Origin of the sequence: Streptomyces sp. LaBMicrA B280, assembly GCF_049222185.1 — a bacterium.
In the GTDB taxonomy this organism is placed as follows: Bacteria; Actinomycetota; Actinomycetes; order Streptomycetales; family Streptomycetaceae; genus Streptomyces; species Streptomyces murinus.
In genome coordinates this window covers 101,398-126,114 of record NZ_JBMJCT010000012.1, presented here as the reverse complement: position 1 = coordinate 126,114, position 24,717 = coordinate 101,398, and the positions used below count along the sequence as shown (strand labels likewise).

Annotated in this window: 26 protein-coding genes; 9 read left to right on the top strand and 17 right to left on the bottom strand. The window is 71.2% G+C overall.

Translation table 11 applies throughout. From position 1 onward, the window contains the following. Nucleotides 1-100: 100 nt before the first annotated feature. Together ACLF5H_RS13430 and ACLF5H_RS13425 are read left to right on the top strand one after the other, a co-directional pair. Entirely contained in the window at nt 101-769 is a 669-nt protein-coding gene (locus tag ACLF5H_RS13430; RefSeq protein WP_421676290.1) for a class I SAM-dependent methyltransferase, read from the top strand. A gap of 172 nt (nt 770-941) precedes the next feature. Beyond that, nucleotides 942-1,121 (top strand): hypothetical protein, encoded by a 180-nt coding sequence (locus tag ACLF5H_RS13425; protein ID WP_421676289.1) that lies wholly within the window; start codon nt 942-944, stop codon nt 1,119-1,121. Nucleotides 1,122-3,045: 1,924 nt separating this feature from the next. Here the strand turns inward: ACLF5H_RS13425 and ACLF5H_RS13420 are convergent. From ACLF5H_RS13420 to ACLF5H_RS13395, 6 genes are all read right to left on the bottom strand, one after another. Continuing rightward, nucleotides 3,046-6,096 (bottom strand): AfsR/SARP family transcriptional regulator, encoded by a 3,051-nt coding sequence (locus ACLF5H_RS13420; protein ID WP_421676288.1) that lies wholly within the window; start codon nt 6,094-6,096, stop codon nt 3,046-3,048. 141 nt (nt 6,097-6,237) lie between these two features. Further along, a complete protein-coding gene (locus ACLF5H_RS13415; RefSeq protein WP_421676287.1) occupies nt 6,238-7,032 on the bottom strand; it encodes an AfsR/SARP family transcriptional regulator in 795 nt (264 codons plus the stop codon). Between the two features lie 115 nt (nt 7,033-7,147). Further along, nucleotides 7,148-7,951 carry a hypothetical protein gene (locus ACLF5H_RS13410; protein ID WP_421676286.1) on the bottom strand — a complete coding sequence of 268 codons (804 nt, stop codon included), beginning with the start codon at nt 7,949-7,951 and terminating at the stop codon, nt 7,148-7,150. A gap of 152 nt (nt 7,952-8,103) precedes the next feature. Continuing rightward, a complete protein-coding gene (locus ACLF5H_RS13405; RefSeq protein WP_421676285.1) occupies nt 8,104-8,352 on the bottom strand; it encodes a DUF397 domain-containing protein in 249 nt (82 codons plus the stop codon). Continuing rightward, nucleotides 8,349-8,600, bottom strand: a complete 252-nt coding sequence (locus ACLF5H_RS13400; RefSeq protein ID WP_421676284.1) for a DUF397 domain-containing protein — start codon at nt 8,598-8,600, stop codon at nt 8,349-8,351. The genes ACLF5H_RS13405 and ACLF5H_RS13400 overlap by 4 nt, the downstream gene beginning before the upstream one ends. Then, nucleotides 8,597-9,391 carry a helix-turn-helix domain-containing protein gene (locus tag ACLF5H_RS13395; protein ID WP_421676283.1) on the bottom strand — a complete coding sequence of 265 codons (795 nt, stop codon included), beginning with the start codon at nt 9,389-9,391 and terminating at the stop codon, nt 8,597-8,599. Before ACLF5H_RS13395 ends, ACLF5H_RS13400 begins: the two co-directional genes overlap by 4 nt. 177 nt (nt 9,392-9,568) lie before the next feature. On the opposite strand from ACLF5H_RS13395, the gene ACLF5H_RS13390 reads away from it, so the two are divergent. Next, complete coding sequence (locus tag ACLF5H_RS13390; RefSeq protein WP_421676282.1) at nt 9,569-9,991, top strand: ATP-binding protein; 423 nt, start codon at nt 9,569-9,571, stop codon at nt 9,989-9,991. Between the two features lie 206 nt (nt 9,992-10,197). On the opposite strand, the gene ACLF5H_RS13385 is transcribed toward ACLF5H_RS13390, so the two are convergent. Together ACLF5H_RS13385 and ACLF5H_RS13380 are read right to left on the bottom strand one after the other, a co-directional pair. Then, entirely contained in the window at nt 10,198-11,460 is a 1,263-nt protein-coding gene (locus tag ACLF5H_RS13385) for a hypothetical protein (RefSeq protein ID WP_421676281.1), read from the bottom strand. Between the two features lie 88 nt (nt 11,461-11,548). Then, complete coding sequence (locus ACLF5H_RS13380) at nt 11,549-11,803, bottom strand: NUDIX domain-containing protein (protein ID WP_421676280.1); 255 nt, start codon at nt 11,801-11,803, stop codon at nt 11,549-11,551. 155 nt (nt 11,804-11,958) lie between these two features. Here ACLF5H_RS13380 and ACLF5H_RS13375 point away from each other — a divergent pair, with 155 nt between their 5' ends. Beyond that, entirely contained in the window at nt 11,959-12,261 is a 303-nt protein-coding gene (locus tag ACLF5H_RS13375; RefSeq protein ID WP_421676279.1) for a DUF6879 family protein, read from the top strand. 103 nt (nt 12,262-12,364) lie between these two features. Here ACLF5H_RS13375 and ACLF5H_RS13370 read toward each other — a convergent pair whose 3' ends face one another. The 3 genes from ACLF5H_RS13370 to ACLF5H_RS13360 are packed head-to-tail and all read right to left on the bottom strand — an operon-like array spanning nt 12,365 to nt 15,041. Beyond that, complete coding sequence (locus tag ACLF5H_RS13370) at nt 12,365-12,799, bottom strand: NUDIX domain-containing protein (RefSeq protein ID WP_421676278.1); 435 nt, start codon at nt 12,797-12,799, stop codon at nt 12,365-12,367. Continuing rightward, complete coding sequence (locus tag ACLF5H_RS13365; RefSeq protein WP_421676277.1) at nt 12,796-14,052, bottom strand: DegT/DnrJ/EryC1/StrS family aminotransferase; 1,257 nt, start codon at nt 14,050-14,052, stop codon at nt 12,796-12,798. The genes ACLF5H_RS13370 and ACLF5H_RS13365 overlap by 4 nt, the downstream gene beginning before the upstream one ends. Further along, nucleotides 14,049-15,041 (bottom strand): Gfo/Idh/MocA family protein, encoded by a 993-nt coding sequence (locus tag ACLF5H_RS13360; RefSeq protein ID WP_421676276.1) that lies wholly within the window; start codon nt 15,039-15,041, stop codon nt 14,049-14,051. The genes ACLF5H_RS13365 and ACLF5H_RS13360 overlap by 4 nt, the downstream gene beginning before the upstream one ends. A 155-nt stretch (nt 15,042-15,196) precedes the next feature. Between ACLF5H_RS13360 and ACLF5H_RS13355 the strand changes: the two genes are divergently transcribed. From ACLF5H_RS13355 to ACLF5H_RS13345, 3 genes are all read left to right on the top strand, one after another. Continuing rightward, entirely contained in the window at nt 15,197-16,510 is a 1,314-nt protein-coding gene (locus tag ACLF5H_RS13355; protein WP_421676275.1) for a helix-turn-helix transcriptional regulator, read from the top strand. Between the two features lie 82 nt (nt 16,511-16,592). Further along, on the top strand, nt 16,593-17,000 hold the full coding sequence (locus tag ACLF5H_RS13350) for a hypothetical protein (RefSeq protein WP_421676274.1): 408 nt from the start codon (nt 16,593-16,595) through the stop codon (nt 16,998-17,000). Then, nucleotides 16,997-17,314: a hypothetical protein gene (locus tag ACLF5H_RS13345; protein ID WP_421676273.1), complete on the top strand. Its 318-nt coding sequence runs from the start codon at nt 16,997-16,999 to the stop codon at nt 17,312-17,314. Before ACLF5H_RS13350 ends, ACLF5H_RS13345 begins: the two co-directional genes overlap by 4 nt. A gap of 131 nt (nt 17,315-17,445) precedes the next feature. Here ACLF5H_RS13345 and ACLF5H_RS13340 read toward each other — a convergent pair whose 3' ends face one another. Together ACLF5H_RS13340 and ACLF5H_RS13335 are read right to left on the bottom strand one after the other, a co-directional pair. After that, nucleotides 17,446-18,207 carry a G1 family glutamic endopeptidase gene (locus ACLF5H_RS13340; RefSeq protein WP_421676272.1) on the bottom strand — a complete coding sequence of 254 codons (762 nt, stop codon included), beginning with the start codon at nt 18,205-18,207 and terminating at the stop codon, nt 17,446-17,448. A gap of 209 nt (nt 18,208-18,416) precedes the next feature. Beyond that, nucleotides 18,417-20,339, bottom strand: a complete 1,923-nt coding sequence (locus ACLF5H_RS13335) for an AMP-dependent synthetase/ligase (protein ID WP_421676271.1) — start codon at nt 20,337-20,339, stop codon at nt 18,417-18,419. A gap of 297 nt (nt 20,340-20,636) precedes the next feature. On the opposite strand from ACLF5H_RS13335, the gene ACLF5H_RS13330 reads away from it, so the two are divergent. Beyond that, nucleotides 20,637-21,488 (top strand): MaoC family dehydratase, encoded by an 852-nt coding sequence (locus ACLF5H_RS13330; protein ID WP_421676270.1) that lies wholly within the window; start codon nt 20,637-20,639, stop codon nt 21,486-21,488. A gap of 41 nt (nt 21,489-21,529) precedes the next feature. After that, entirely contained in the window at nt 21,530-22,381 is an 852-nt protein-coding gene (gene lgt, locus ACLF5H_RS13325) for a prolipoprotein diacylglyceryl transferase (protein WP_421676269.1), read from the top strand. Here lgt and ACLF5H_RS13320 read toward each other — a convergent pair. The 4 genes from ACLF5H_RS13320 to ACLF5H_RS13305 all read right to left on the bottom strand — a co-directional run bounded on the left by ACLF5H_RS13320 (nt 22,375) and on the right by ACLF5H_RS13305 (nt 24,715). Then, nucleotides 22,375-23,034 carry a TetR/AcrR family transcriptional regulator gene (locus ACLF5H_RS13320; protein WP_421676268.1) on the bottom strand — a complete coding sequence of 220 codons (660 nt, stop codon included), beginning with the start codon at nt 23,032-23,034 and terminating at the stop codon, nt 22,375-22,377. The two genes, lgt and ACLF5H_RS13320, sit on opposite strands and share 7 nt — an antisense overlap. 103 nt (nt 23,035-23,137) lie before the next feature. After that, nucleotides 23,138-23,437 carry a DUF4229 domain-containing protein gene (locus ACLF5H_RS13315; protein WP_421676267.1) on the bottom strand — a complete coding sequence of 100 codons (300 nt, stop codon included), beginning with the start codon at nt 23,435-23,437 and terminating at the stop codon, nt 23,138-23,140. 92 nt (nt 23,438-23,529) lie between these two features. Then, nucleotides 23,530-24,054: a GNAT family N-acetyltransferase gene (locus ACLF5H_RS13310; protein ID WP_421676266.1), complete on the bottom strand. Its 525-nt coding sequence runs from the start codon at nt 24,052-24,054 to the stop codon at nt 23,530-23,532. Nucleotides 24,055-24,070: 16 nt separating this feature from the next. Next, nucleotides 24,071-24,715 carry a UdgX family uracil-DNA binding protein gene (locus tag ACLF5H_RS13305; protein ID WP_421676265.1) on the bottom strand — a complete coding sequence of 215 codons (645 nt, stop codon included), beginning with the start codon at nt 24,713-24,715 and terminating at the stop codon, nt 24,071-24,073. Nucleotides 24,716-24,717: the final 2 nt, after the last annotated feature.

The window sequence follows — 24,717 nt, the reverse complement described above, 5'->3', positions numbered from 1 at the left end:
TTTCCGCGGACGGTCCGTGGCGGACGGAGCGAACGGTCCGTATACGGAACTATTTCTTCCGCGGTTCGCGATTCGTTCACGAACTACTACGTTTCGGGGCATGACCAAAACTCAGGACTCCCCGGACTTCCTGACCGCCACCCGCGACTTCTACGACACCGTCGCCGAGGACTACGCGGAGCACTTCGCGAATCCCCTCGCCGACAAGCCGCTGGAGCGCGCCCTGCTCGCCGCGTTCGCGGAGCAGGTGGGCCCCGGAGCGGCCGTCGCGGACCTCGGCTGCGGTCCCGGCGCGGTCACCGGGCACCTCGCCGCGCTGGGCGTGGACGCCTTCGGTCTCGACCTCTCCGCCGCGATGCTCGCCGTGGCCCGCCGTGAGCATCCCGGGCTGCGGTTCGAGCAGGGCTCCATGCTGGACCTCCCGCTGCCCGACGGGGGTCTCGCCGGCGCCGTCTCCTGGTACTCCTCCATCCACACCCCCGACGAGCGGCTCCCGGAGCTGTTCGCCGAGCTGTACCGCGTCCTGGCCCCCGGCGGGCGGCTGCTGCTGGCGTTCCAGACCGGCACGGAGCCGCGCAGGCTGGCGAACCCCTGGGGGCATCCGGTCACGCTGGACTTCCGGCGGCGGCGCCCCGAGGACGTGGCCGGGCTGCTCGCGGGGGCGGGGTTCACGCTCGCTTTCCGTACCGTCCGCGAGCCCGACGACACGCTCGGCGAGGGTGTCGCGCGGGTCGCACAAGCCTTCCTCGGCGTCGTCAAACCCGTCTGACACCCGCCCCGACACCCGTTCTGACCTGCGCAGCCGAGTAAGGGTCCCGACGTCCTCCCCGGCCCCGGTAACCAGCGGGGACGGCACTGGGACCGCTTCCCCCAAATATCGGTCGTGGCGCCGGGAGAGCCCGGCGACCGGAACCCGGTCCGTCTCTCACAAGGGGTTGCACATGCGTTCCATCGCACTGCGTACGAAGACGGCTCTGGCGGCCCTGGCGGGCGCGGGCGTCCTCGCCCTGGGCATCGCCGCCGCGCTGCCCGGCAACGGGCTGCACCAGGCCGTGGTGCAGGGCGACAACCACTCCGTCCAGGCCTCCGACGACCACGGTCCGGGCTTCGTCCGCTCCTGATCCCGTCGACGGAACAGCGCACGGCCGCAGCGGCCCCCCACTCCCCGCTTCCCCCCACGCGACCACCCCAACGGCACCGGCCGGTCCCCGCACCCACCGGTGCCGTTGGCGTATCCACCCGAACTCAACACCGACCGGCGCCGAACGAACCGGAGACCGGCGCCGCACGAACCGGGGCCGAGGCCGTACGAACCGGGGCCGGGGCCAGAGACCGGGGCCGGAGAGGGGACCGGGGCCGGGGAGGGGGCCGGAGACCGGAGACTCAGGGCCGGGAGCCGTGGACCGCGGACCACAGACCGGGGACGCAGGCTGCGGACCGGCGACCGGAAGCAGAAGACCCGGGACCGGGAGCCGGAGACCCGGAGCCCGGGGGCCGGAGGCCGGAGGCCCGGGACTGGAGGCCGCAGGCCAGGAACCACCGATCGGAGACCGGGAGTCGGGGACTGCGGACCACGGACCACGGGCCGCAGACCGGCGACCGGCGACCGGCGACCGGCGACCGGCGACCGGCGACCGGCGACCGGCGACCGGCGACCGGAAGCAGAAGACCCAGGACCGGGAGCCGCAGACCCGGAGCCCGGGGGCCGGAAGCCGGAGGCCCGGGACCGGGGGCCGCAGGCCAGGAACCACCGGTCGGCGACCGGGAGTCGGGGACTGCGGACCACGGGCCTCAGACCAGCGACCGGCGACCGGCGACTGGCGACTGGCGACTGGCGACTGGCGACTGGCGACTGGCGACTGGCGACTGGAAGCAGAAGACCCGGGACCGGGAGCCGGAGACCGGGGCCGGGGCCGGAAGCCGGAGGCCCGGAACCGGAGGCCACAGACCGGGAACCACCGTTCGGCGACCGGGAGTCGGGGACCGGGGACCACAGGCCGCAGACCGGCGACCGGCGACCGGCGACCGGCCACCGGAAGCAAAAGACCCGGGACCGGGAGCCGTGGACTGCGGACCGGCGACCGGACGCAGAAGACCCAGGACCGGGAGCCGCAGACCCGGAGCCCGGGGGCCGGAGGCCGGAGGCCCTGGACTGGAGGCCGCAGGCCAGGAACCACCGGTCGGCGACCGGGAGTCGGGGACTGCGGACCACGGACCACGGGCCGCAGACCGGCGACCGGCGACCGGCGACTGGAAGCAGAAGACCCGGGACCGGGAGCCGAAGACCGGGGCCGGGGCCGGAAGCCGGAGGCCCGGAACCGGAGGCCACAGACCGGGAACCACCGGTCGGAGACCGGGAGTCGGGGACCGGGGACCACAGACCGGCCACCGGCCACCGGCCACCGGCCACCGGCCACCGGCCACCGGAAGCAGAAGACCCGGGACCGGGAGCCGGAGACCCGGGGGCCGGAAGCCGCAGGCCGGGAGTCGGGGCTGCGGACCACGGGCCGAGGACGCAGGCCGCAGACCGGGGGAAGGGAGCCGCAGGCCCGGAGCTGGGAACTGGGAACCGGGGACTGGGAACTGGGAACCGGGGACTGGGAACCGGCAGGTCGGGAGCCGAAGGCCGGGGCCCAGGGGCAGGTCGGAAGCCGGGAGCCGAAGGCCGGGGCCCAGGGGCCGGCCGGAGGCCGGGAGCAGGAAGTCGGGACCGGAAGCCGCAGGCCGGAAACCGGGGGCCGAAAGCCCGAAGCCGAAGGTCAGGGGCCGGAAGCCGGAGACCGGGAATCAGGGACCGCGGATCGGAGCCGGGAGCCGAGACCGGAAGCCGCAGCCCGGAGACAGGGAACCAGAGACCGCGGATCGGAGCCGGGAGCCGAGACCGGAAGCCGCGGCCCGGGGACAGGGAGCCAGAGATCGCAAGGTGGGCGTCGGGAGGCGCAGGGCGGACGGCGGGAGGCACGAAGCGACGCCCGGAGCCGCAGGACGGACGGCCGGAGCCGCAGGTCGCCGGTCACGGCCACAGCGGGCCGCAGGCCACCGGCACTACAGTCGGCGGCCCGCCTCCGTCACGCCCATGGCGTCGTACAGGGCCCGGGCCTCCGTGTGGTGGTGGTTGGCTGTCTTCTCGTCGTCCAGGGCCTGCGCGGCCTCCGCCATTCCGTGCAGGGCGTGGGCGATCTCGATGCGGTAGCCGTGGCGGGACGCCAGTTCGTGGGCCTGGCCGTGGAGTTCCATGGCCCGCTCGGGGGCGCCGCTGCGCAGGTGGACCAGGCCGACCACGTTGGACACCGTCGCCTGCCGCAGCGCCGTGCCCTCCGCCGAGACCAGATCGAGCGCCCGCTCGGCGTGCTCCGCGGCCGAGCGCAGATCACCGAGCCGCTGGCAGACCCGCGCCCAATGGGCCAGGACGACCGCCACATTGGCCGGCTTGCGGGACTCGTCGCACAGCTCCAGCGCCTGCGCGAGACAGGCCCGCGCCCGCTCGTCCTCCCCGGTGCCGAGATGCGCGAGGGCGAGGAAGGTCAGCGAGTGGATCTCGTTGTTGCGCTCCCCCAGCCGCCGGTTCAGCTCGGTCGCGCGGGCCGCGTTGCGCGCGCCCTCCGCGTAGTGCCCGGTCCAGATCTGCACGGTGGCGAGATTGACCAGCGCCTGCGCCTCCATCCGCGACAGACCCAACTCCCGGTGCAGCGCGATGCCTTGGTCCAGATACACGCGCGCCTCCCCGAAGTTGCCGAGGGAGCCGTGCAGCAGCCCGAGCACGTCCAGGCAGATCGCCTCGGAGCGCGGATCGCTGCCCCGGGACAGCTCCAGCCCCTCCTGCGCGGTGGTGATGCCGTCCTGGAAGTCGCCGAGCCACCAGTGCGCCACGGCCAGATTGCACAGGCTGATCCCGAGCAGCGCGTCGTCGTTCAGCTGGCGGCACGCGGCCACCCCGATCCGGCCGACGATCCGGAACTCCTCGTACCGGCCCCGCAGATCGAGGTAGAAGAGCAGATTGCGGGCGAGCAGCGCGGCCGGGCGGTGCAGCCCCTGCGTGCCGGCCTGCGCGACCACCGCGAGCAGCGCCTCGTACTCCCGGTCGAACCAGCGCAGCGCCTGCTCGCCGTCGTCCAGCCGGGGCAGCGCGGGATCGCTCTCGGCCGGGGCCTCGCCGTAGCGGTTGCGGCCCGGGAAGAGGGTCTCGCAGGCCCGGTCCGTGCTCTGGATGTAGTACGCCACGAGCCGCTCGACGGCGGACTCCTCGTCGTCCTCCACCTCGCGCACGCTGAGCGCGTAGGTGCGCACCAGATCGTGGAAGCCGTACAGACCCGCCTCGTGCTGCTCCAGCAGATGCGCGTCCAGGAGGCACTCCAGGAGGTCCTCCGCGTCATGCCCGTCGGTGCCGAGCAGCGCCGCGGCGGAGGGCACGTCGATGGCGCTGCCGGGGTGCAGCCCGAGCAGCCGGAAGGCGGCCCGCTGGTCCTCGTCCATGGCCTGGTACGACAGCCGCAGCGTGGCCTCCACGCTGCGCTCCCCGGCGCTCAGCTCGCGCAGCCGCCGGGTCTCGTCGGCGAGCCGGTCCACCAGGTACTGCACGGTCCAGCGGGGCCGGTTGCGCAGCCGCGCGGTGGTGATCCGCAGGGCGAGCGGCAGCCCCCCGCACAGCCGGGCCAGCCGGTCCACGGCCCGGGGCTCGGCGGCGGTGCGCTCGAAGCCCAGCATCCGGGTCAGCAGGGTGGTGCTGTCACCGGGCGACAGGAGCCCCAGCGACAGCCACTCCGAGCCGTCGAGGTCGAGCATCCGCACCCGGCTGGTGACGATGGCGAGGCAGTCCTCGGAGGCCGGCAGCAGCGGCCGCACCTGGGCGGCGTCGGCGGCGTTGTCGAGCAGGAGGAGCAGCTTCCGCTGGGCGGAAACGGTTCGCCAGAACGTGGTACGACGCTCCAGATCGTCCGGTATTCGATCGTCCGGTATGCCCAGGGTGTGCAGTAAGGAGTGCAGTACGGCGCCGGGTTCCTGGGCCTTCTCGCCGGGGCTGAAGCCGCGCAGGTCCACGAAGAGCTGCCCGTCGGGATACTCGGGGGCCAGCAGATGCGCCGCGTGCACCGCGAGCGCGGTCTTGCCGCTGCCGCCCATGCCGTCCACGCCGACGATCCGGGTGCCGCCGGTGGCGGGCGCGCAGCCCACGGTGACCAGCCGGGCCAGCTCCTCGTCCCGGCCGGTGAAGTCCGGCAGGTCGTAGGGCAGCGTGCAGGGCGCGGGCTCGGTGCCGGAGGTCTGGGTGGCGTAGGGCACGGGCACCAGCAGAGCGGCGCGGTCGGCCACCGACTGCGGTACCCGGGCGGCCACTTCGGGGCTGTCGCGCAGGATCGCCTCGTAGAGCCGGGTGAGTTCGGCGCCCGGGTCGATGCCCAGCTCCTCCACCAGCAGGTCGCGCACCCGCCCGAACTCCTCCAGCGCCTCGGCCTGCCGCCCGGCCCGGTACAGCGCCAGCATCAGCCGGCCGCGCAGGGTCTCCCGCAGCGGGTGCGCGGTGACCAACTCGCGCAGCGGCCCGACCAGTTCGGCGGACTGGCCCAGCTCCAGCTGGAGTTCGAAGTACTGCTCGGCGACCGCCATGTGACGCTCTTCGAGTGCCGCCGAGGCCCCGCTGATCACCGATCCCCCGGCGCCCGCCATCACCGGGCCCCGCCACAGCTCCAGGCAGAAACGCAGATGTCCGACGGCCTCCTCGGGCCGTCCGGCCGCCACCGCCTGCCTGGCCTGTCGTGACCGCTCGGTGAACTCGTAGAGATCCAGCTGGTTTTCACCCAGCACGGCGCGGTACCCGGCGCCATCGGTGACGATCAGGGCGGCGCCGTCCGGGATATGGGTCCGCAGGGCCGCGACGCACTTGCGGATCTGGTGACTCGCGGTCTGGGGCGGCTCGTCGTCCCAGGCCGCCGCGATCAGCCGGGCCATCGGCACCATGCGGCCGGGTTCGAGCAGCAGGGTGACCAGCACCCGTTCCTGGGTCGGACTGCCCAGCCTCAACCGGCGCTCCCCGCACCAGCCTTCGAGCGAGCCGAGGATGTTGAAGCGCACGACAGGACGACCGGATGCCGCCGATTCCACGAACCCGTCCCCTCCGCCCCGCCGCGCCGCCCGGCCCGAGATGTTCGGGACCACCCTAGGTTGTACCCGAACGAGCAACACGGAGGAGGTGATTCCGGCTACCTGGGGTCTTCCTCGGTCCTGGCGAACAGGCTAACCACCTCAGGCGATCTGGAGGAGGGTCGAACGCGCATCCCTGACGAGCGCGGGATCGTGCCGCAGGATCGCGCTCTCCACCCGGCGCAGCGCGGGCGAGGGCTGGATGCCGAGTTCCTCGTCGAGCTGACGGCGCATCCGGCGGAACACGTCGAGCGCGTCCGCCTGCCGCCCCGAGCAGTACAGGGCGATCATCAGCTGCTCGCAGAACCGTTCGCGCAGCGGGTAGTGGGTGTGCGCCTCGGCCAGTTCCGCGAGCACCGCCGCATGCTGTCCCAGCCGCAGTTCCGCGTCGAATCGCAGCTCCATGGCCCGCATCCGGTACTCCTCGTACCGGGCGCCGGCGAGCTGGCACAGGGTCCCGCCGGGGAACCCGCCGAACACCGGCCCCCGCCACAGCGCGAGCGCCTGCCCCAGCATCCGGGCGGTGCCCTCCGCGTCGTACGGGGACGCCGTCTCCGCCTCCCGTACGGTCCGTACGAACTCGGCGGCGTCCATCTCGCCCTCGTCCACGGTCAGCCGGTAACCGGAGGGATGAATCGTCACCCGAGATACCGGACGCCCCGGTTCCAGGGCCTTCAACTTCCGCCGGAGCCTGCTCACATGCGCCTGGAGGGCGTTGGCCTGGTTGTCGGGTACGGCCTCGCCCCACATCTCCTCGACCAGGCTCTCCCCGGAGACCGGCTGCCCCTCGCTGACCAGCAGCGTCTGTACGAGGGTGCGCTGGAGGTCGCCGCTGATCTCCGCCGGGCCGGACACGGTACGGACCTGTAGTGCCCCGAGGATCGAGAACTTCAGCATCCTGGCTCCGCCTCCTGTTGACGTCGCTGGCGTCGTCGTCCTTCTTCCGGCGACGTATCAACAGTGAGGCGCCCTCGTACCGTTTCGTTACCGATCCGGTCCCGGCGGCTCCGGATCAGCTCGCCTCGCCCGCGACCAGTTCGCCCAGCGAGGTCACCCGCTGGGCGGCGGCCGCCGGTGAGTCGGCGTGCACCACGAAGTGCCCGGGGCAGCGGCCGCCCTGCGGCGGCACGAACCGGACACCCGGGATCGGCTGCCCAGGACCCGGTGGCCGGCTCGATTCGGCCGCGGCGGCGAATCGTTCCGGCCGGACGACCTCCACGAGCTTTCCGGCCAGTACCCGTACGGCCCCGGCGGCCAGGTCGAATCCCCCGGCCACTCTGAGGAGTTCGGGGACCGGATCGTCCCCGAGCCCCGCCCGGCAGCCGGTGATCACCGGGCCCTGCCGGGTCAGGGTGACCCCGGTGTGGGCGGGCCCGTACTGGTACCCGGTCAGGTCGAGGAGCGCGGTCACCACGGCCCGTACCTCCGCCGCGGTGTCCTCCGTCAACGGGGCCGGGGTGAGCAGGCCGTACGGCATCCGGGCCGTGATCCCCACGGTCTGGTGCATGCCGTGCACGCTCAGTGTCTCCACGGTCAGCCGGGGCGCGCCGGAGACCGCCCCGGCGTCCGGCGACAGCCGGTTGTCCCGGACGAGGCGCTGTACGGCGTCCGGGTCCGCGAGCAGCCGCAGCGAGCGTGCGGGGTTGACGAACAGCCCGGCCGCCGCGGCCTCCTTCAGGAGGGGCCGCAGCGCGGACTCGTCGTGCGTGTCGGCCCAGGCCGCCCGCACTTGTACACCGGCCCGGTGTGCCTCCCTGAGGAGGCGTGGATCCGGGTTCAGCACGAAGATCCGGCTGACGTCGTTGTCTTCTTTCATACCTCTGCTCGGATGACGAAGTCGGCGAGGGTGGAAAGGCAGGCTATGAGCGGGCGTTACCGATCCGGTCCCGGACGGTTCCCCGGCATTTGGTTGCGGACAGAACGCCCCGTACGGTACCGGTCCCATCCCCTCGCCGACCCGTCAATCGCTCACCTCGCGTGTACTTGGGCAACTTGCAAGAAGGATGCCCAGGTGGAGGGGCGAACAGTGAGGTGAGCGGCGGGAAGTTTCGAGTCGCGGATGTGGATGGCGGTGGGGTGTTCGGCGACCTCGACGCATTCACCGCCCTCACCACTGCTGTAGCTCGACTTGCGCCAGGCGTAGGAGAGTTCGACGCACTCGCCGCCCGCGCCGCCGCTGTGGCTGGACTTGAACCATGTCCGGTTCTCGGTGCTCATGCCCTCTCCGTCTTCTCCGCGTCGAGGAAGGCGGCCCAGGTGGTGGGACGGACGGTGAGGTGGGGGGCGGTGGGGCGCTTGGAGTCGCGGATGTGGATGGCGGTGGGGTGCTCGGCCACCTCGACGCAGTCGCCGCCCGCGCCACCGCTGAAGCTCGACTTGCGCCAGGCGTAGGAGAGTTCGACGCAGTCGCCGCCTTCACCGTCGCTGTAGCTGGACTTGAACCAGGCCAGGCTCTCGGTGCTCATAGCTTGTCCACTTTCTCCGCGATCAGGGCGCGGGATTGCTTGGGAGTTAGCGCCATCGCGCGCATGATCCCATAGCGGTCGGCGATCTTCCGGACCTCTTCCCGAGCGGTGATCAACTGTGGATGACCTTGTGCCTCCAGGTACGCCACCTGCTCATGTCCTTTCGGTACCAGAAGGTTGAACGCGCTGCCCAGGTTGGGATGTTCCTCCACTTTGGTCGGCATCACCTGGATCTCGATGTTCTGCCTATCCCCCAGGGCCAATAGGTGGCGCAGCTGATCGGCATGGACCCTCCGCCCGCCGATCGGCCGGTCGAGCACCACCTCTTCGAGGATGTAGCTGACGATGGGCGCGGGCCAGCGCTCGAAGACCTGCTGACGCGAGATGCGGTCGGCCACTCGTTTCTCGATGGTCTCCTCGTTGAGAAACGGTCGCCGCTTGGCGAATACAACCCGCGCGTGTGCCTCGGTCTGCAACAGCCCGTGCACAACGTGGTTGCTGTAGTGGTGCAGCTCCTCCGCTTCCGCCTCAGTCGCGGCATGGTCCCGGTACCAGTCGGGGTGACGAGTCCGCGCCCTCCGCATCGCGTCCTCCACGTCGGGGATGACCGCGATCAGCATCCCGTCGGCTTTGAGGATGGGGTCCGCCTTGACGAGGAAGTCCGGCCGCGGGGTCCGCACCCCCCGCTCCATGGCCGAGATGTGGTCCGGGCCGTAGCGGACCAGCAGGCCGAACTCCGCCTGACTGAACCCTGCCCGTTCCCGCAACAGCTTCAACTGTTTGCCCACCATGGCGAAGACACCTGCCGCCCCGTTCTCCTGCCCAGGAGTGTCCGGCCGCCGCTCTTGTTCGTCTACCACTCCGTCCTCCGCTCTCTCCGTACACGCGTCGACTCGTACCCGTACGACTACGCAGAGTCGCCGGGCTTCTCCTGGTCAGCGTAGGGAGAACCGGCCACGCTCGGTGTTGTGAATCTGGAAATCTCCACCCCCCTGAAAGAGTTGACCCAACGGCTCAGCGCCACCCCACGCGGCGCCCGACTGGCCCGACGGCTCACCGGAACCTCACTGGACACCTGGGGTTACCCCTACGACGGGCCGCTGAACAACACCGCCCAGCTCCTCGCCTCCGAGCTGGCGACCAACGCCGTCACCCACGGTCGCGTACCGGGCCGTGACTTCGAACTGCGGCTGACGCTGCTGCCGGAGGAGGACACGCTGCGCATCGAGGTGAGCGACACCCGGGGCGAACGGCATCTGCAGATGCTCCGCGCCGCCTTCGAGGACGAACACGGCCGGGGTCTGATCGTCGTGGACGCCCTGTCCCGGACCTGGGGCGTGCGCGAGCGCGTCGTCGGCAAGACGGTCTGGGCGGAGATCCCGCTGGCGTAGCCGCCCGTGGTGCCGCACGGCGAGTGCGGCACCTGGAGCACTGTTCTGTGCGGCAACTCCCCGGGTGGGCGCCGCGCTTGAGGCGCGAACTCGTGGAGCTGTCCCAAAGCCGGCGCGCACGCTTCTGCTTCTCTGCCTGGCGGTCGTTCGGGTGCCCGGTGAGAGGCTTTGGTCCGCAGCCCCGCCTCGGCCGGGAACCGGTACTCCTAGGGCCTGAGGAAGTCGATCGCACGCTCGTCGAGTTCCGCCGCGCAGCGCACCCCGCGGGCACGGAATCGGGAAAGGTCTTTGCGCATGTTCTTGACGGCTTTGCGGGTGCGGACGGACTGCACGCCGTCCATGTGGTCGATGGCCCGGTGCCAGGTCTGGCACGCCTCCTCGATCCTGCCGCGCTTCAGCTGCATCTCCGCACCGGCGACGAGGTCGAGGGAGACGATGCGCGCGTAGGTTGTGGCGGGGCGGGCCGTTGCCGCTCGGGCGTATTGGTCGGCTGCCGCACGGTAGTCCCCGAGCGTTTCGTAGACCTTGGCGGTGCGGGAGTAGACGGAGGCGGCGGGCGGCCCCCAGGCGAGTGCCCAGAACGGCGTCTCGTCACCCTGATCAGCGGTGAGGAGTTCGCGTGCCCGGTCGGCCTCGACCAGTGCGGCGCGTCGCCGACCGCCCTTGGCGAGCGTGTGTGCGTGGACGACGCGGAAGAGGGCTTCGGTCGCGTTGTCGACCTTGCCCTTGGCTCGGTCGAGTCCGGTCTCGGCGAGGCCCTGACAGTGCTCGGGACGGTGGAGCTTGAGGCCCTGCATGGCCATGGTCCGCATGATGAAGCCGTCGTGTCCGGTGATGCCGGACTCGACGGCGAGCGCGTAGGACTGGAGGTAGTACCGCTGGGCGAGCCCTTGTTGCCCGGCGTCGTACGACTTCCAGCCCAGGAGGTGCACGCCCCGGCTGGCGGCGGAGAGCATGTGCCGGCGCATCTCCGCGTCGCGGAAGCGTGCGCGGCACAGGGGGGCGACATCGTCACGTAGGTACTGGACGAGGGCGGAGCGGCCGTGCTGACCACCGTGGCGTTCGTCCATCTCGGAGAACATCCTGATCATGTCCCTCACGGCACGTACTTCGGCCATGCCGACGACGTGGCCGGTGCGCGCGGCCGTGGTGCGGTCCGCGATCTCCTGTACGTGGTCGAGGGGCAGGGCCGCGGCGGCCGCCGAGTAGGCGGAGGCGGTGAGGAAGGTACGCCGGTCCAATTCGGCCCTCCACATCGGCAGCAGGACATCGATCGGGTCTGCCTCAAGGGACAGCCCCATGGTGTCATCCGCTGCCGCGTCCGGGGTCGGCAGTCCGAGATCGGCTGGCGTGAGCAGGCGCCCGACCCGCCGGGACAGTGCCACGGCGAGGAACCGCGGGGTCGTCCCCTGCGGCACGACCCCGTTGAGCCAGTGCCGGATCATGCCCTTGTTGGTGCCCAACGTCACGCCGCACTCGGCTGCGACCTGGCGAACAGCTTTCGCCAGTGCTTCGTAGGTGAGACCCGACTGAGCAATGAGTTCTCGAACCGCGCGATCAGCGGCTGATCAGCTCGCGGACCGCGTCGCTGACCGGAGGCAGGTCGCCGGGCAGGGCCCGCCGAGGGGCATCGTGCTCGGTCAGGACGACGGGTCCGGTCTCCTCCGCAGCCTCCCGGCACGGGCCTCCAGGAGCCGTCTCCCCCTCCTCGACCTTGCCTGAGGGCAACTCCCACAGGTCACCCAGGAAGTCACCCGCCCTGCGCCGAAGCAACAGGACCCGGCCGACGTCGCTGACGACAGCGCCGACCACGAATCCGGTGACACAGTCCGCGCGCGTCCCCGACCAGATTGGCCAGGAAGTCGGTGGAGGTTGCGGTCATACTGGCAGCCCCATTCGCCGTGCGGCCCTTGAAACGCCTGGACGACACCAGCCTAGTTACGCTCCGCGACCGGAGGGCGGCAACGGTGAAGTACCCCGTCCGCAAAGGACTGGCACAGGCACGGCGCTCCGCCGTGCACCTGGAGATGCGGGACCTGTACACCCCGGACGGCCCCGAGTTCGCCCGCTGGCGAGCGGGGCACCGCTATGCCGGTGATCCCGCCAACTTGCCTGGCTGGTGGGGATCCTGGCGGGACCTCGTGGGTGAGACGGCGGCTCGCGGGGTCGTGATGCGCCGCGCCCGCGTCGTCTCCGAGCCGGTGACCGACTACACGGGGACGTGGTGGACCGGGAATGGAACACGGAGCCGGCTGTGCTGGATCTCGTGAACACGGCCTTCGAGACGGTGTGGGAACGGGGCACCCCGCACGAGGACTACAAGCCGGGCTGGGCGGCAAGGACGTGGCCGTGCGCATAAAGCGCCAGCGGCGTTCAGTAGTTGATCAGGCCGCGGACCGCCTCGCTGACCGGGGGAAGATCGGTGGGCTGGGCCCATCGATGGGCGTCGTGCTCGGTCAGGACGACGGGTCCGGTCCGCTCGACGGTAACGGCGAAATTGAACTGCCGGGTGGTGCCGCCGCCGCTGCCGACGTAATCGAAGTGGCCGACGTAGCCGTCCACCTGGCGGACGGCCAGGCCGGTCTCCTCCACGGTCTCCCGGTGCAGGGCCTCCAGGAGGGTCTCGCCCTCCTCAACCTTGCCGGACGGGATCTCCCACAGGCCCCCCAGGAAGTCGTCCGGCCTGCGCCGAAGCAACAGCACCCGGCCGGCATCGGCGACGACCGCACCGACCACGAACCCGTTGACACCGCCCGCACGCGCGTCCCCGACCAGCCCGGCCAGGAAATCGGGAGAGATATCGGTCATGACAGCAGCTCCTTGTGGTGGTCACTCACCTTGCGGGCCGCGCGCACGTACAGCTCGGCCAGCGCGAGATCCTGCTCACGGTGCCAGACCGGGAGCTTGATCGTGTGACGGTAGGCATGCTCGGCGACGGGGAAGGACCCGGGCGGGTATCGGCGGTGGTGGTCCGGGTGCCAGGGGAACAGCGGGTCGGGGTGCTGGTAGAGCGGCAGTTCGTGCAGCGGACCGGTGGATCCGGGCCGGTCGAACTCGGTCGCACCCTCGGCGGTCAGGGCCTGGTGGAATCGTTCGAGGGACAGGCCGCCGAGTTCGTCGGGCCGATAGGTGACGGTCAAGGCGTACCAGGACGGCACCACTCCTTCGGGTGTCTCTGTGACCTCCAGGCCGGGAATCCGGGTCAGGTGCTCGCTGAGATAGCGGGCGATCTCAGCCCGACCGGCGAGGTAGCCGTCGAGGCGGGCGAGCTGGTCGGTGGCCAGGGCCGCGGCGAGGGGGTGGATGCGAAGTTTGAGGCCGGAGCCGGTGACCGCGTACCGGGTGAGCGGATGATCCTCCGGGATCTCTGCCCTGCACCGCTTGTTGTAGTGGGCGAACGTCAGCACCCGGTAGTACGTGTCGTCGTCGTCCGTCAGCACGAACCCGCCCTCCCCACCGGACAGCGGCTTGGGACCGTTGAGCGAGAACGCCGAGGCCAGGCCGAACGTGCCGACCTTGCGGCCGTGGATCCCGGCGCCGTGAGCGTGCGAGCCGTCCTCAAGCAGCATCAGGCCATGCGCATCGGCAATGGCGGCGAGACGGGCCATGCCGGCGGGACGACCCCACAGGTGGGTGACCATCAGCGCCCGGGTACGCGGAGTGATGAGTTCCTCCACCCTCGCGGGGTCGATATTGCCGTTCGGGCCGGTCTCGCACAGCACCGGCACCGCGCGGAGATGGAACAGCGGGGAGGCGGTGGCGTGGAAGGTCCAGGCAGGCACGATCACCTCGTCTCCGGCGCCGATCTCGGCGGCGGCGTAGGCGGCGTGCAGGGCGGCAGTGCCGGAGCTGGTGGTGACGGCGTGCCGTACGCCGAAGTACGCCTTGAGGCCCTCCTCCAGTTCCGCGACGATGCCGGACCGCCCGGGGATCGAGACCGCCGCATCCAGCTGGGCGACGATCCTGGCCCTCGTGGTGTCGTCGATCGGCGGCCACGTGAAGTGCGGACCGGCCGCGATGACCATGGGTTCGCCGCCGAGCAGGGCGAGGGTGGAGGTCACAGCATCTCCTTCGGGTCGATGTAGCGCCCTGCCGTTTTGGACTCGTAGCAGGAGGCGATGAAGGCGGCGTGTGCGAGGTGCTGTGCAGGGCCGAAGACGTTGGGGCGGACGCCGTCCAGGACCCGGCAGAAATAGTCGATCTGCGCGGTCGCGGCACTCGTCGGAGCGTGCGAACGGGTCAGCTCCTCCACGAGCGCACCGGCCAGGTCGAGGCGCTGTGCCCGCCCCTTCGTCAACAGCACCGCACCGCGGGTGCCGACGACGTGCAGCCGTTCGGACTTCGGCGCAGCCCAGCGTGAGAGCAGCAGCGAGCCGTACAGGTCGTGGTCGTAGCCGAGCTGGATGACGGCGGTGTCCTCGGCGTCGTACCCGACCTCGGGCACGGCGGTCGCGGAGAACTCGGCCAGGATTCGGCTGGGCAGACCGAAGTACCACAGAAGCAGATCGATCAGGTGGTAGCCCATGTCGATGATGCAGCCGCCCCCGGCCTGTCCGACATCGCCGCGCCATCCGGCGCCGGGGTTGTCAGTGTGGAAGGTGTACCGGCCGTCGATCAGGAACGGGGTGCCGATCTGATCGAGCAGGCCCAGCACGCTGGTGTAGATCGGGTCGAACCGACGTTGGAGGGTCACCATCAGCTCCACTCGGCCTTCCTGGCAGATCTCGGCGAGTTCGCGGGCCTCGGTGAGCGAGGTGGCGAACGGCTTTTCCTTCATCACGTGCACACCCCGACGGGCGCAGTCCTCGATCACCGCGCGGCCGGCGTGGTGCGGGACCGCGACGATGACGAAATCCGGCCGTACGGCGTCCAGCAGATCGTCGGCCCGGGTGAACGCGGCTACCCGGAACCGGCTTTCGCGGTCGTGCAGGATGCCTGGATCGTTGTCGCAGATGGCGACGAGTTCAGCCCGGCCAGAGCCGAGCAGGCCGGGCAAATGGTCTTCGATGGCCTGGTGACCGAGACCGATGACCGCTGCGCGTCGCTTCATGGGCAGACTCCTTCCGTTTCGTGGAGGAAGTTCTTCGGCGTGTGCCGAGTACAGCCCAACTCGATTGATTCGAAAAGGAATTGCCCGTTGTCCCGGGGTCGTCCCGTCGTCGCTGACGGTAGGCTCCCCGTCACCGTCGATGATGGGATTGACCCGTGGACGACCCGATCCGGCACCCCCTCGCGTACGCGCGTGAACTGCGCGGCCTGTCCCAGAGCGGCCTCGCCGCCCTTCTCGACAAGACCGCCCGCGGTCACGGTCTGCGCTCCGGTGCCGACAAGGCGGCCGTCAGCCGATGGGAGAACGGGCGCAAGACGCCGAACCACGACTCCCAGCTCCTGATCGCCGAGGTCTTCGGCGTCCCGCTCGCGGAGACGGCGGCGTACGACTGGCCGTACTGGCTTCCCGGGCGCGACGAGCCGCTGCCACTGAAGTCCGCCTACACCGTCCAAGCACTCCACGATGCACAGAGGGCCCTCATGGACCGCCGCACCTTCATGACCTACAGCGCGATCTCCCTGGCCGGACTCGCCGCCCAGTGGGCCACCGTCGAACCCGAACGCCTGTCCTCGGCGCTTGGCGGCAAGCGCGTGGACGCGGAACTCGTGGACTGGCTGGAGGAGACCAGCGGGCGGCTGACGGCCCTGCCCACCGAACAGCGGCAGCACACCGTCCGGCTGCTGGACGCGCACCTCGCCACCACGACCGAGCTGATCGAGGGCGGGCGCTACGACGAGGACACCGGCCGCCGGCTTCATCTGCTCGCGGCGAATCTGGCCACCACCTGCGGCTGGTACCGCTTCGACCAGGGCCGGCACTGGGCGGCCGGCAAGCTCTGGGGAGCCGCCCTCCAGTCCGCGCACGCCGCCGGGGACCGCGACCACGGGGCCGGGGTGCTCTCGGACTTCGCCTACCAGTCGAACTGGCTGGGCGAGCCGAAGGTCTCCGTCGACCAGCTCGGCCACGCCCTGTCCGGCACCCGGCACCCCACCGCCCGGTCGCTGCTGTTCCTGCGCCGGGCCCGGGCCCATGCCGCCCTGGGTGAGCGTGCCGACTGCCACCGCGATCTGTCGGCGGCCGAGTCCGCCCTCGCGGCCGGGGCGGCCGACCCCGCGCCGAGCTGGTGCGCGTGGATGAGCCCGGCCGACCTCGCCGTCGACTCCGGGCAGTGCCTGCTCGACCTCGGCCGCACCGCCGAGGCCCGCGCCCGGATCGCCGAGGGCATCGCCCTGCTGCCCCGCGCCCGCGACAAGACCCGGGGAATCTTCCTGACCTACCAGGCCAGGGGATGTCTGGAGGCAAACGACATCGAGCAGGCCCTCGCCGTCACCGGGGAATCGCTCGACCTGGCCACCCGCATCGGCGCTCCCCGCTGCGTCACCCTGGTGCGTGAACTCGCGCCCGCCTTCGAGCCGTACCGCCGGGTCGAAGGGGTTCCGGAGTTCCTGGCACGGCTCAGGGCGAGTTGAGTGAAAGGCGGCGGGGAGGCTACGGGCATGCGATCGAGCACAATCACCTCGGCAGGGGGAGACGGCGACTCGCGGAGTCGTGATGCACCGCCCGCGCTCGATGTTTGCGGGGGCATCCTGGGACAAGCGGGTCAAGTGCCAGGTGAACGACCCGGAGGGCAGACACATCGTCGCCCGCTACGGCAACTCCGCGCTGGGCTGGCAGCACTTCACCGGCCGACACGACATCAAGAAGTGCGCCACCCGCTACGCGGCTCTGCGCGGTCGCGTAGACCGGAACGACCATCACGGCCACTTGGAGTACGACGGCGTCGAGTTCGAAACAGGTGTCCCCAGGCCACGGCAGGTGAAGTTCACCGTGGTCGTGCAGTACACAAGGAAGACTGCGGATGGCCACTATGATGCCGGCCGAGGTCAGAAGATCGGGGTCATCACCGCGTACTGCCACAATCAGCCGGGGGACAAGTGTCCAGCATGGGCCGAACTGTGAACTCTTCTGAATCAGGCGCCGAGAAAGCGGCCATCGAGCGCCTGCGTGAACTGACCGACTCCTTCACCTCCACACATGTGTCGTGGAAGCCTCTGTTCATCGGAGCGGTCATCACGGGTGACGACCGTATCCGCCTGTACTTCCGCTCCCCCGAGCGAGACCGCACCTACGGTGTCGACGTGCTGGTCAGCAAGACGGGACCCGGTCTGACCGGTGCGCTGGTGTCTCCTGCGTTCCTGGCGAACGAGCACCTGCACCAGCCGTCCGACGGCGATCCGCACTGCGATGTGATCGTGGATCTCACCGACTACTGACATTCTCTCGTACTTGTCCGTCATTCCTGGCGAAGCACCGCACACGGACCGGCACGGCCCCGGGACGCCGTAGCGTGCCCGGGGCCGTGCCGTCGTAACGGAAGCCGTGCCGTCGGAGTAGGAGCCGTGGCTCAGCTGTGGTTGAAGGCGACCGAGAAGTTCTCGCCGCCGCTCAGCGCGGAGGTCGTCGCCTTGGTGGTGCTGCCCGAGGCCATGTTGATCTTGTCGGGCGAGTAGTTGCCGATGGCCTGGCCGTTGGCGGTGGCGTTGGTGAAGTTCGCGGTGCCGAAGTTCGACAGCGGCAGCACGCCGGTGGAGCTGGACGGCGCCTCGGCTATGACCTCGGCGGACGCGTTGGACAGACCGCTCTGGGTCTTCTTGGTGGTCTTCGTCCAGCCCTTGGTGGTGTCCGTGAGGGTGAGCGTGTACGAGGTGCCGCTGCGGGTGATCGTGGAGGTGAAGTGGTCACCCGCGCTCACCGCGTTGCTGTAGTTCACCGGGTACGCCGGGTACATCTCGTACCAGGACGAGTAGACCGCCCGGCCGCTGGAGCAGTCCGCCTCGGTGCCCGTCTGCTCCACGGAGTTGCTGCCGTCGCCGTCGATGCCGATCCAGAACGACGAGTACGTGGTCGAGCTGGAGCAGCTGACCGCCGGCTGCACCCAGCTCGCGGAGACGCTGGTGAACGTCGTACCGGTCGCGGCGTAACCGGCCCAGTTGGAGCTGGTGCTGTTCCTGATGCCACCGACCAGGTGGTGACTGCTGATGTGGCCGCTGACCGGGGTCATGCGCAGCGCGGGCGCGGCGACGGCGGCCGCGGGGGAGGTCGCCAGTGCCGACAGGACGGCGGCGGCGACGGCTGTGGCTGCGGTGAGGCGGATCGTGGCAGACATGCTGCTCCTTCTCGCGGGACTCGCGGTGCAGACGTAACTGGCGGCCACCAGTGGGGGGAGACGTGCGCCCGTGGTTGTCAGTGTGCAGTCAACGTGCGTCCCGTTGTCACCCGGCATCCGGGTTTTCACAGCAAAGGTCCTGCCAAGTACCTTCTACAAAAGGAGTGTTGAAGGAGATACCGCCCGGCCCGCGCGGGCCCGGCGGCCGCTCACACCCCGTCGTACAGCCCCTCCACCTTCCGGCCGAAGTCCGCGAGGATCCGCGCGCGCCGCAGCTTCATGGAGGGCGTGAGATGACCGGCCTCCTCGGTGAAGTCGTACGGCAGGACGGTGAAGCGGCGGATGGACTCGGGCCGGGAGACGAGGCGGTTGGTGTCGTCCACGGCGCGCTGGAGCAGGGCCCGCAAGTCCGGGTCGTCGGCGACGAGTTCGGGCGGCACGGGGTGCTTCCCGTTCATCTGCCGCCAGTGGACGACGCCCTCGGCGTCGAGGGTGAGCAGGGCCGCCACGTACGGACGGTCGTCGCCGACCAGCATCACCTGCGAGATCAGGGGGTGTTGGCGCAGCCAGTTCTCCAGCGGTGCGGGGGCCACGGACTTGCCGCCGGAGGTGATGAGGAGTTCCTTCTTGCGGCCGGTGATGGTGAGATAGCCGTCGTCGTCCAGCTCGCCCAAGTCGCCTGTGTGCAGCCATCCTTCGCGGGTGACGGGCACGACACCACCGGCCCCCGGGTCCCAGTAGCCGCGCAGCACATGCTCGCCGGAGATCAGGATCTCGCCGTCGGCGGCGATCCGCACCCGGGTGCCGGGCAGCGGCCAGCCCACGGTGCCCAGACGGGGTTTGAGCGGGGGCGTGACGGTGCTCGCGCCGGTGGTCTCCGTGAGGCCGTACCCCTCGTAGATCCCGATGCCCGCACCGGCGTAGAACGCGGCCAGGCGGCGCCCGAGCGGGGATCCGCCGCAGATGACGTGTCTGACCCGGCCGCCCATCGCCGCGCGGATACGGCGGTAGACGAGGGGGTCGTAGAAGCCGCGCTGGGTGCGCAGGACCCGGCCGGGTCCGTCGCCGGTGCCGGACTGGCTCGCCTGGACCGCCTCGCCGTAGCGCCGGGCGACGGCGGCGGCGCGGTCGAAGACGGCGCCCCGGCCGCCCGACTCGGCCTGTGCGCGGGCCGAGTTGAAGATCTTCTCCAGCATGTAGGGGATGGTCAGCAGGGCGGTGGGCCGGAAGGCGGCGAGGTCCGGCAGCAGGTCCTCGGCCTTGAGGCTGGGCGCGTGCCCGAGGCGGACGCGGGCGCGGACGCAGGCGATGGCGACCATCCGCCCGAACACATGGGAGAGGGGGAGGAAGAGCAGGACGGACGGGTCGCTGTCGTGCTGCTTGAAGACGGGGTGCAGCAGTTCGATCGCGTTGTCCACCTCGGCGAAGAAGTTGCCGTGCGAGAGGGCGCAGCCCTTGGGTCGGCCGGTGGTGCCGGAGGTGTAGACGAGGGTGGCGAGGGTGGCGGGCCCGAGCATGCCGCGCCGCACCCCGACCTCGCCCTCCGGCACCGGCGCCCCCGCGTCGGCGAGCCGCTCCACATGCCCCTTCTCCATGACCCACAAGTGCCGCAGTTCCGGCAGGTGTTGCAGCTCGGGCCCGAGCGCGGCGGCCTGGGCACCGGTCTCGGTCACCAGGGCGACGGCGCCGGAGTCATGCAGGATCCAGCGGGTCTGGAAGAGGGAGGAGGTGGGGTAGACGGGGACGGTGACGAGCCCGGCGGCCCAGGCGGCGAAGTCGAGCAGCGTCCACTCGTACGTCGTACGGGCCATGATCGCTATCCGGTCCCCGGGCGCCAGCCCCTCCGCGATCAGCCCCTTCGCCACCGCGAGCACCTCCTCGGCGAACCGCGCGGCCGTGATGTCCTTCCAGTGTCCGTTTCCGAGCTTGCGGCTGAGCACCACCGCGTCCGGGTCCGCGACCGCGTTGTCGAACGGCAGGTCGGCCAGCGAGCCATGGGTCACCGGCGGCGCGAAGGGCGGTACGACGGCCTCGCGCACGACTCCGTCCAGGCGCCGGGTGTGGGGCGCGACGAGGAGCGGCAGGCCGTCGTAATCCACGGCGGAGACAGGGGAGTTGGGGTGGGGGGACACGAGCGGCTCCTCGGGCGTGCGGCGAGGCGTTCACCGGCGGCCGGGCGCGCGGCGAACGAGCTGGGGTGAGGTGTTACCGCCGGTCAGGCGAGTGATCGTACGGGCCCGTTGTGGGGGCTTTGTGCGGTTCCGGGGACGGTCCGGGGACGGTCCGGGGGTGGTCCGGAGTTGGTCCGGGGGCGGGGTGGTGCGGGGCGGTCGCGGCTTCCGGCGGACTTCCGGCACTGGCCGACCTGGACTTACCTGCGGTAACTTTACCGCTCGGTAACGCATTTGTTCCCGTCTTCGGAGGGTTTGATGTCGACCGTCCTCACCAAGTCACCCGCGCTGGGGCCGGTGTTGGCGGCCGGTGCGCTGCGCTCGCCGGGAAAGCGGCCGTCGGCCGGGGCGTCGTACCCGGACACCCGGCTGGTGCTGCCGGGGGTGCGCGCGGACCCGGACCGGCTGGCGAGGTACGCCCGCCTGTGCGCCTTCCCCGCCCCCTTGGGCCACCTCCCGCTCCCCTACCCCCATGTCCTCGCCTTCCCGCTGGCGATGCGCCTGCTCGGCGCCCGGGACTTCCCGCTCCCGCTGCTGGGGCTGGTGCATACCTCGGTCGACCTCGTCCGGCACGCGCCGCTGCCCGTGTCGGGGTCGTACGAACTCACCGTGTACGTCTCGGGGCTGGCCCCGCACCGGCGCGGTACGGAAGCGACGGTGGTGACGCGGGCGCGGCTGGCCGGGGAGCCGGTGTGGGAGTCCCGCAGCACATATCTGTCCCGGCACCGGACGCCGGACGGGAGCACGCCCGCCCCTCCCCCGGAGCCGTCGGCCCCTCTCCCGCCCCTCGCCTCCTGGGACGTGCCCGGCGATCTGGGCCGCGCCTACGCCGCCGCCTCGGGCGACCGCAACCCCATCCACCTCACCCGCCTCACCGCCCGCCTCTTCGGCTTCCCCCGCGCGATCGCGCACGGCATGTGGACGGCGGCGCGGTGCCTCGCGGAGTACGGGGACGTCGACGCGGTACGGGTGGAGTTCCGGGCGCCGGTGCCGCTGCCGGGGGTGGTGCGGTACGGCGCGGCGCCGGAGGACGGCCGGTTCGAGCTGCGGGGCGGGGACGGCCGGGTGCATCTGTCGGGGCGGGTGGGCGCGGGGGCGCGGGACGCCTGAGGGCCGGGCCCGGTAAGAGCGGGCCCACGTACCCTCGTCCCATGCTGCTAGCCGCCATTCCCTCCCCCTCGGTGAACGGTTTCCACCTGGGGCCCCTGTACATCCACTTCTACGGCCTGATGTACGTCGTGGGCATCGCCCTCGCCGTCTACCTGGGCCGGCGCCGCTGGCAGGCCGCGGGCGGGGACCCGGAGCTGGTGGACGAGGTCGCGATGTGGGGGGTGCCGTTCGGCATCCTGGGCGGCCGGATCTACTTCGACCTGACCACGCCGAAGGACATCCCGCCGCACTGGTGGGGTCCGCTGGCGGTGTGGGACGGCGGGCTGGGGATCTGGGGCGGGGTCGCCCTGGCCACGGTGGTCTGCGTGTGGCGGCTGCGGCGGGCGGGCGCCTCGGTCGCCGGGATGATGGACGCGCTGGCCCCCTGCCTGCTGATCGCGCAGGCCGTCGGCCGTATCGGCAACTACTTCAACCAGGAGCTGTTCGGCGGCCCGACCAGCCTGCCCTGGGGCCTGGAGATCGACCCCGCGTACCGCCCCGCGGGATACCTCCACAACGCCACCTTCCACCCCACCTTCCTCTACGAACTGATCTGGAACCTCCTCCTGGCGGCCCTCCTGATCCGCCTGGGCCGTAGCGGCCGGATCCGCGCGGGCGGCCTGTTCCCCCTCTACGTCGCCGGGTACTCCGCGTTCCGCGTCTTCGAGGAGTCGCTGCGCGTCGACTACTCCCAGTACTTCCTGGGCCTGCGTCTCAACTTCTACATCGCGGCGGCGGTGGCGCTGGCGGGCGCGGTGTGGTTCGTGCTGCTGCAACGCCGCCCCCCGCACCCCCCGAAGACCGCGCCCGCTCCCGCACCGGCCGCCGGATCGGCGGGCGAGGCCCGTCACTGACGGACGGCGGCCGGGGATGCCGTCCCCGGCGGCGCCCAGCGGTTGCCGGACATCAGATTGCCGAGGCCGGACCAGGCGAAGTCCATCAGCGTGGCGGCGGCCTGGGCGGCGGGGGTGGTGTTGGTCCGGTCGGCCAGGGATTCGGCGGCGCCGACCAGGGCCACGGCGAGGCCCTCGATCTCCCGGGCGGGCAGATCACGGGAGTGCGGGGACTCCTGGGCGGCGGCCGCGATCAGACGGGTGACGAAGGCGATCATCTCCGCGCGCAGGGCGTCGGCCTCGGCGGCGAACCGGGGGCCGTGGGTGCGGGCCTGGAGATGGAGGACGGTCCAGCCGTCGGGGTGCTCGGCGGTGTAGGTGAAGAACGCCTGCACACCGTCCCAGAGCTGGCGGTCGGCGGGAAGGGCGGGACGCACCGCCGCCCGCACGGCCTCGGTCAGGGCGGCGGCCTCGCGGCGGATGCACGCGGTGAAGAGGTCGTCCTTGGAGTTGAGGTAGAGATAGACCAACGGCTTGGAGACGCCCGCCAGTTCGGCTATCTCGTCCATCGACGCGGCCGTGTATCCGTGCCGGGCGATGATCTCCACGGCGGCGTCGAGCATCTGCCGCTCGCGCTCCGCCCTCGGCATCCGTCTGGTCCTGCCGCCACCCATGAGGGCAAGACTAGAGGGACACCGGGGCCGCCACCCGGCCTTTGACGATCTTGTTCATCCCCGGTGGCCGGTGCCGGGTACGGCTACGGGTGAGGGGGGTCGCCTACGACGGCTGGCTCTGCGCCCGCGCGCTGTCGTCGGCGATGTCCTCCTGGCTGCGGTTCGCCTCCAGGTTCGCCTTCATGCGGTCGACCCGGCCGACCACGTGCATCGAGGCCCGGTCCCGCTCCTTGCGCAGCACGACCCAGCTGATCGGCGCCGAGACGACCAGCGCGAGCAGGGCGATCCACAGACCGTTGGAGTTGCCGAAGCCGCGCGGGAAGATGCCGGAGTAGACGGCTCCCCAGACGACCAAGAGGCAGCCCACGAAGATACCGAGGCGCTTCAGCGTGTAGCGGAGCATCTCAATCCACTCGTCCGATTCCAAAAGGGGTCATCTCCAGTGAAGCATGCCTCGTGGGCGATCATGCAGCGGGGTCTGCGGGGGCGAGGCGGTCAGCCGAGGGACAGCAGCATGAAGATCTCGTCGCGGTCGTCGTCCGGGGCGACGCGGACGGCGCCGGGGACGCGGCCGACCTCCTTGTAGCCGCAGGAGCCGTAGAAGCGCTCCAGGCCGTGGCCGCCGCGGCAGGACAGGCGGATGGCCTCGATGCCGGGCGTCGCGCGGGCCGCGTCCTCGGCGGCGGCGAGCAGGTCGCGGCCGTAGCCCTTGCCCTGGTGGCGGGGGTGGACCATCACGGAGTACAGCGACAGCCAGTGGGCGTTCAGATGCTGCGGGTTCCCGGTGAGGAACGCGGCGGCGGCGGTCGTACCCCGCCCGTCCCGGCCGACGAGGAGCCGGGTGCGGCCCTCCGCCATGTGCACGAAGTGGCGTACCAGCTCGGGCCGTATCTCCTCGCGGTGGACCGGCGGGACGAAACCGACGGCGCCGCCCGCGTTCGACACGTCCGTCCAGAGGTCGAGGAGGTCGTCGCGCAGGGCGGGGGTGATGGGGGGTTCCAGGGTAAAAGTAAGGGTCACCGGCGCATCGTATCTATTACCCGAGGGTGCGTGCGGCGATTTTCAGATCGGCGAGAAAGCCCTGGTAGGCGGCGTCGCGGTCCTCGGCGCGGAGCACGGACGAGGGGTGCACGGTGGGGAGCAGGCGTTCGGGGCGGCCGTGGAGGTCCTGCTCGATGACGGTGCCGCGCACCCGGCCGACCCGGAAGGAGGAGCCGAGCAGCGCCTTGCCCGCGGTGGCACCGAGGATCACGATCAACTCGGGCTCGACGAGAGCCAGTTCCCGCGCCAGCCAGGGCGCGCAGGCCGACATCTCCCGCAGGGTGGGGGCACGGTGGATCCTGCGCTTGCCCGGCTCCGACCGCGCGAACTTGAAGTGCTTGACCGCGTTGGTGACGTACGCCTGCGCCGGATCCAGTCCGGCCTCCTCCAGCGCCTTGCGCAGCAGATGTCCCGCGGGCCCCACGAAGGGCCTGCCCTGCCGGTCCTCCTGATCACCGGGCTGCTCCCCCACGAGCATCACCCGGGCGTCCCTGTCCCCCTCGCCGAAGACGGTCTGCGTCGCGGGGGCGTGCAGGGGACAGCCACGGCAGTCGGCCGCCGCCGCGCGCAGGGCGCCGAGCCCACCGCGGGCGGGGACGAAGGGGGCGGCGGTGTAGGCGTCCTCGGGGGTCGGGGGCATGT

Excerpts from the sequence above, each read along its gene's own strand:
- ACLF5H_RS13330 (WP_421676270.1), top strand. The coding sequence starts at position 20,637 with ATGTCGACCGTCCTCACCAAGTCACCCGCGCTGGGGCCGGTGTTGGCG.
- ACLF5H_RS13360 (WP_421676276.1), bottom strand. The coding sequence starts at position 15,041 with ATGAAGCGACGCGCAGCGGTCATCGGTCTCGGTCACCAGGCCATCGAA.
- ACLF5H_RS13415 (WP_421676287.1), bottom strand. The coding sequence starts at position 7,032 with ATGCTGAAGTTCTCGATCCTCGGGGCACTACAGGTCCGTACCGTGTCC.
- ACLF5H_RS13400 (WP_421676284.1), bottom strand. The coding sequence starts at position 8,600 with ATGAGCACCGAGAGCCTGGCCTGGTTCAAGTCCAGCTACAGCGACGGT.
- ACLF5H_RS13340 (WP_421676272.1), bottom strand. The coding sequence starts at position 18,207 with ATGTCTGCCACGATCCGCCTCACCGCAGCCACAGCCGTCGCCGCCGCC.
- ACLF5H_RS13315 (WP_421676267.1), bottom strand. The coding sequence starts at position 23,437 with ATGCTCCGCTACACGCTGAAGCGCCTCGGTATCTTCGTGGGCTGCCTC.
- lgt (WP_421676269.1), top strand. The coding sequence starts at position 21,530 with ATGCTGCTAGCCGCCATTCCCTCCCCCTCGGTGAACGGTTTCCACCTG.
- ACLF5H_RS13405 (WP_421676285.1), bottom strand. The coding sequence starts at position 8,352 with ATGAGCACCGAGAACCGGACATGGTTCAAGTCCAGCCACAGCGGCGGC.
- ACLF5H_RS13410 (WP_421676286.1), bottom strand. The coding sequence starts at position 7,951 with ATGAAAGAAGACAACGACGTCAGCCGGATCTTCGTGCTGAACCCGGAT.
- ACLF5H_RS13320 (WP_421676268.1), bottom strand. The coding sequence starts at position 23,034 with ATGGGTGGCGGCAGGACCAGACGGATGCCGAGGGCGGAGCGCGAGCGG.
- ACLF5H_RS13305 (WP_421676265.1), bottom strand. The coding sequence starts at position 24,715 with ATGCCCCCGACCCCCGAGGACGCCTACACCGCCGCCCCCTTCGTCCCC.
- ACLF5H_RS13430 (WP_421676290.1), top strand. The coding sequence starts at position 101 with ATGACCAAAACTCAGGACTCCCCGGACTTCCTGACCGCCACCCGCGAC.
- ACLF5H_RS13370 (WP_421676278.1), bottom strand. The coding sequence starts at position 12,799 with ATGACCGATATCTCTCCCGATTTCCTGGCCGGGCTGGTCGGGGACGCG.
- ACLF5H_RS13425 (WP_421676289.1), top strand. The coding sequence starts at position 942 with ATGCGTTCCATCGCACTGCGTACGAAGACGGCTCTGGCGGCCCTGGCG.
- ACLF5H_RS13350 (WP_421676274.1), top strand. The coding sequence starts at position 16,593 with ATGCACCGCCCGCGCTCGATGTTTGCGGGGGCATCCTGGGACAAGCGG.
- ACLF5H_RS13395 (WP_421676283.1), bottom strand. The coding sequence starts at position 9,391 with ATGGTGGGCAAACAGTTGAAGCTGTTGCGGGAACGGGCAGGGTTCAGT.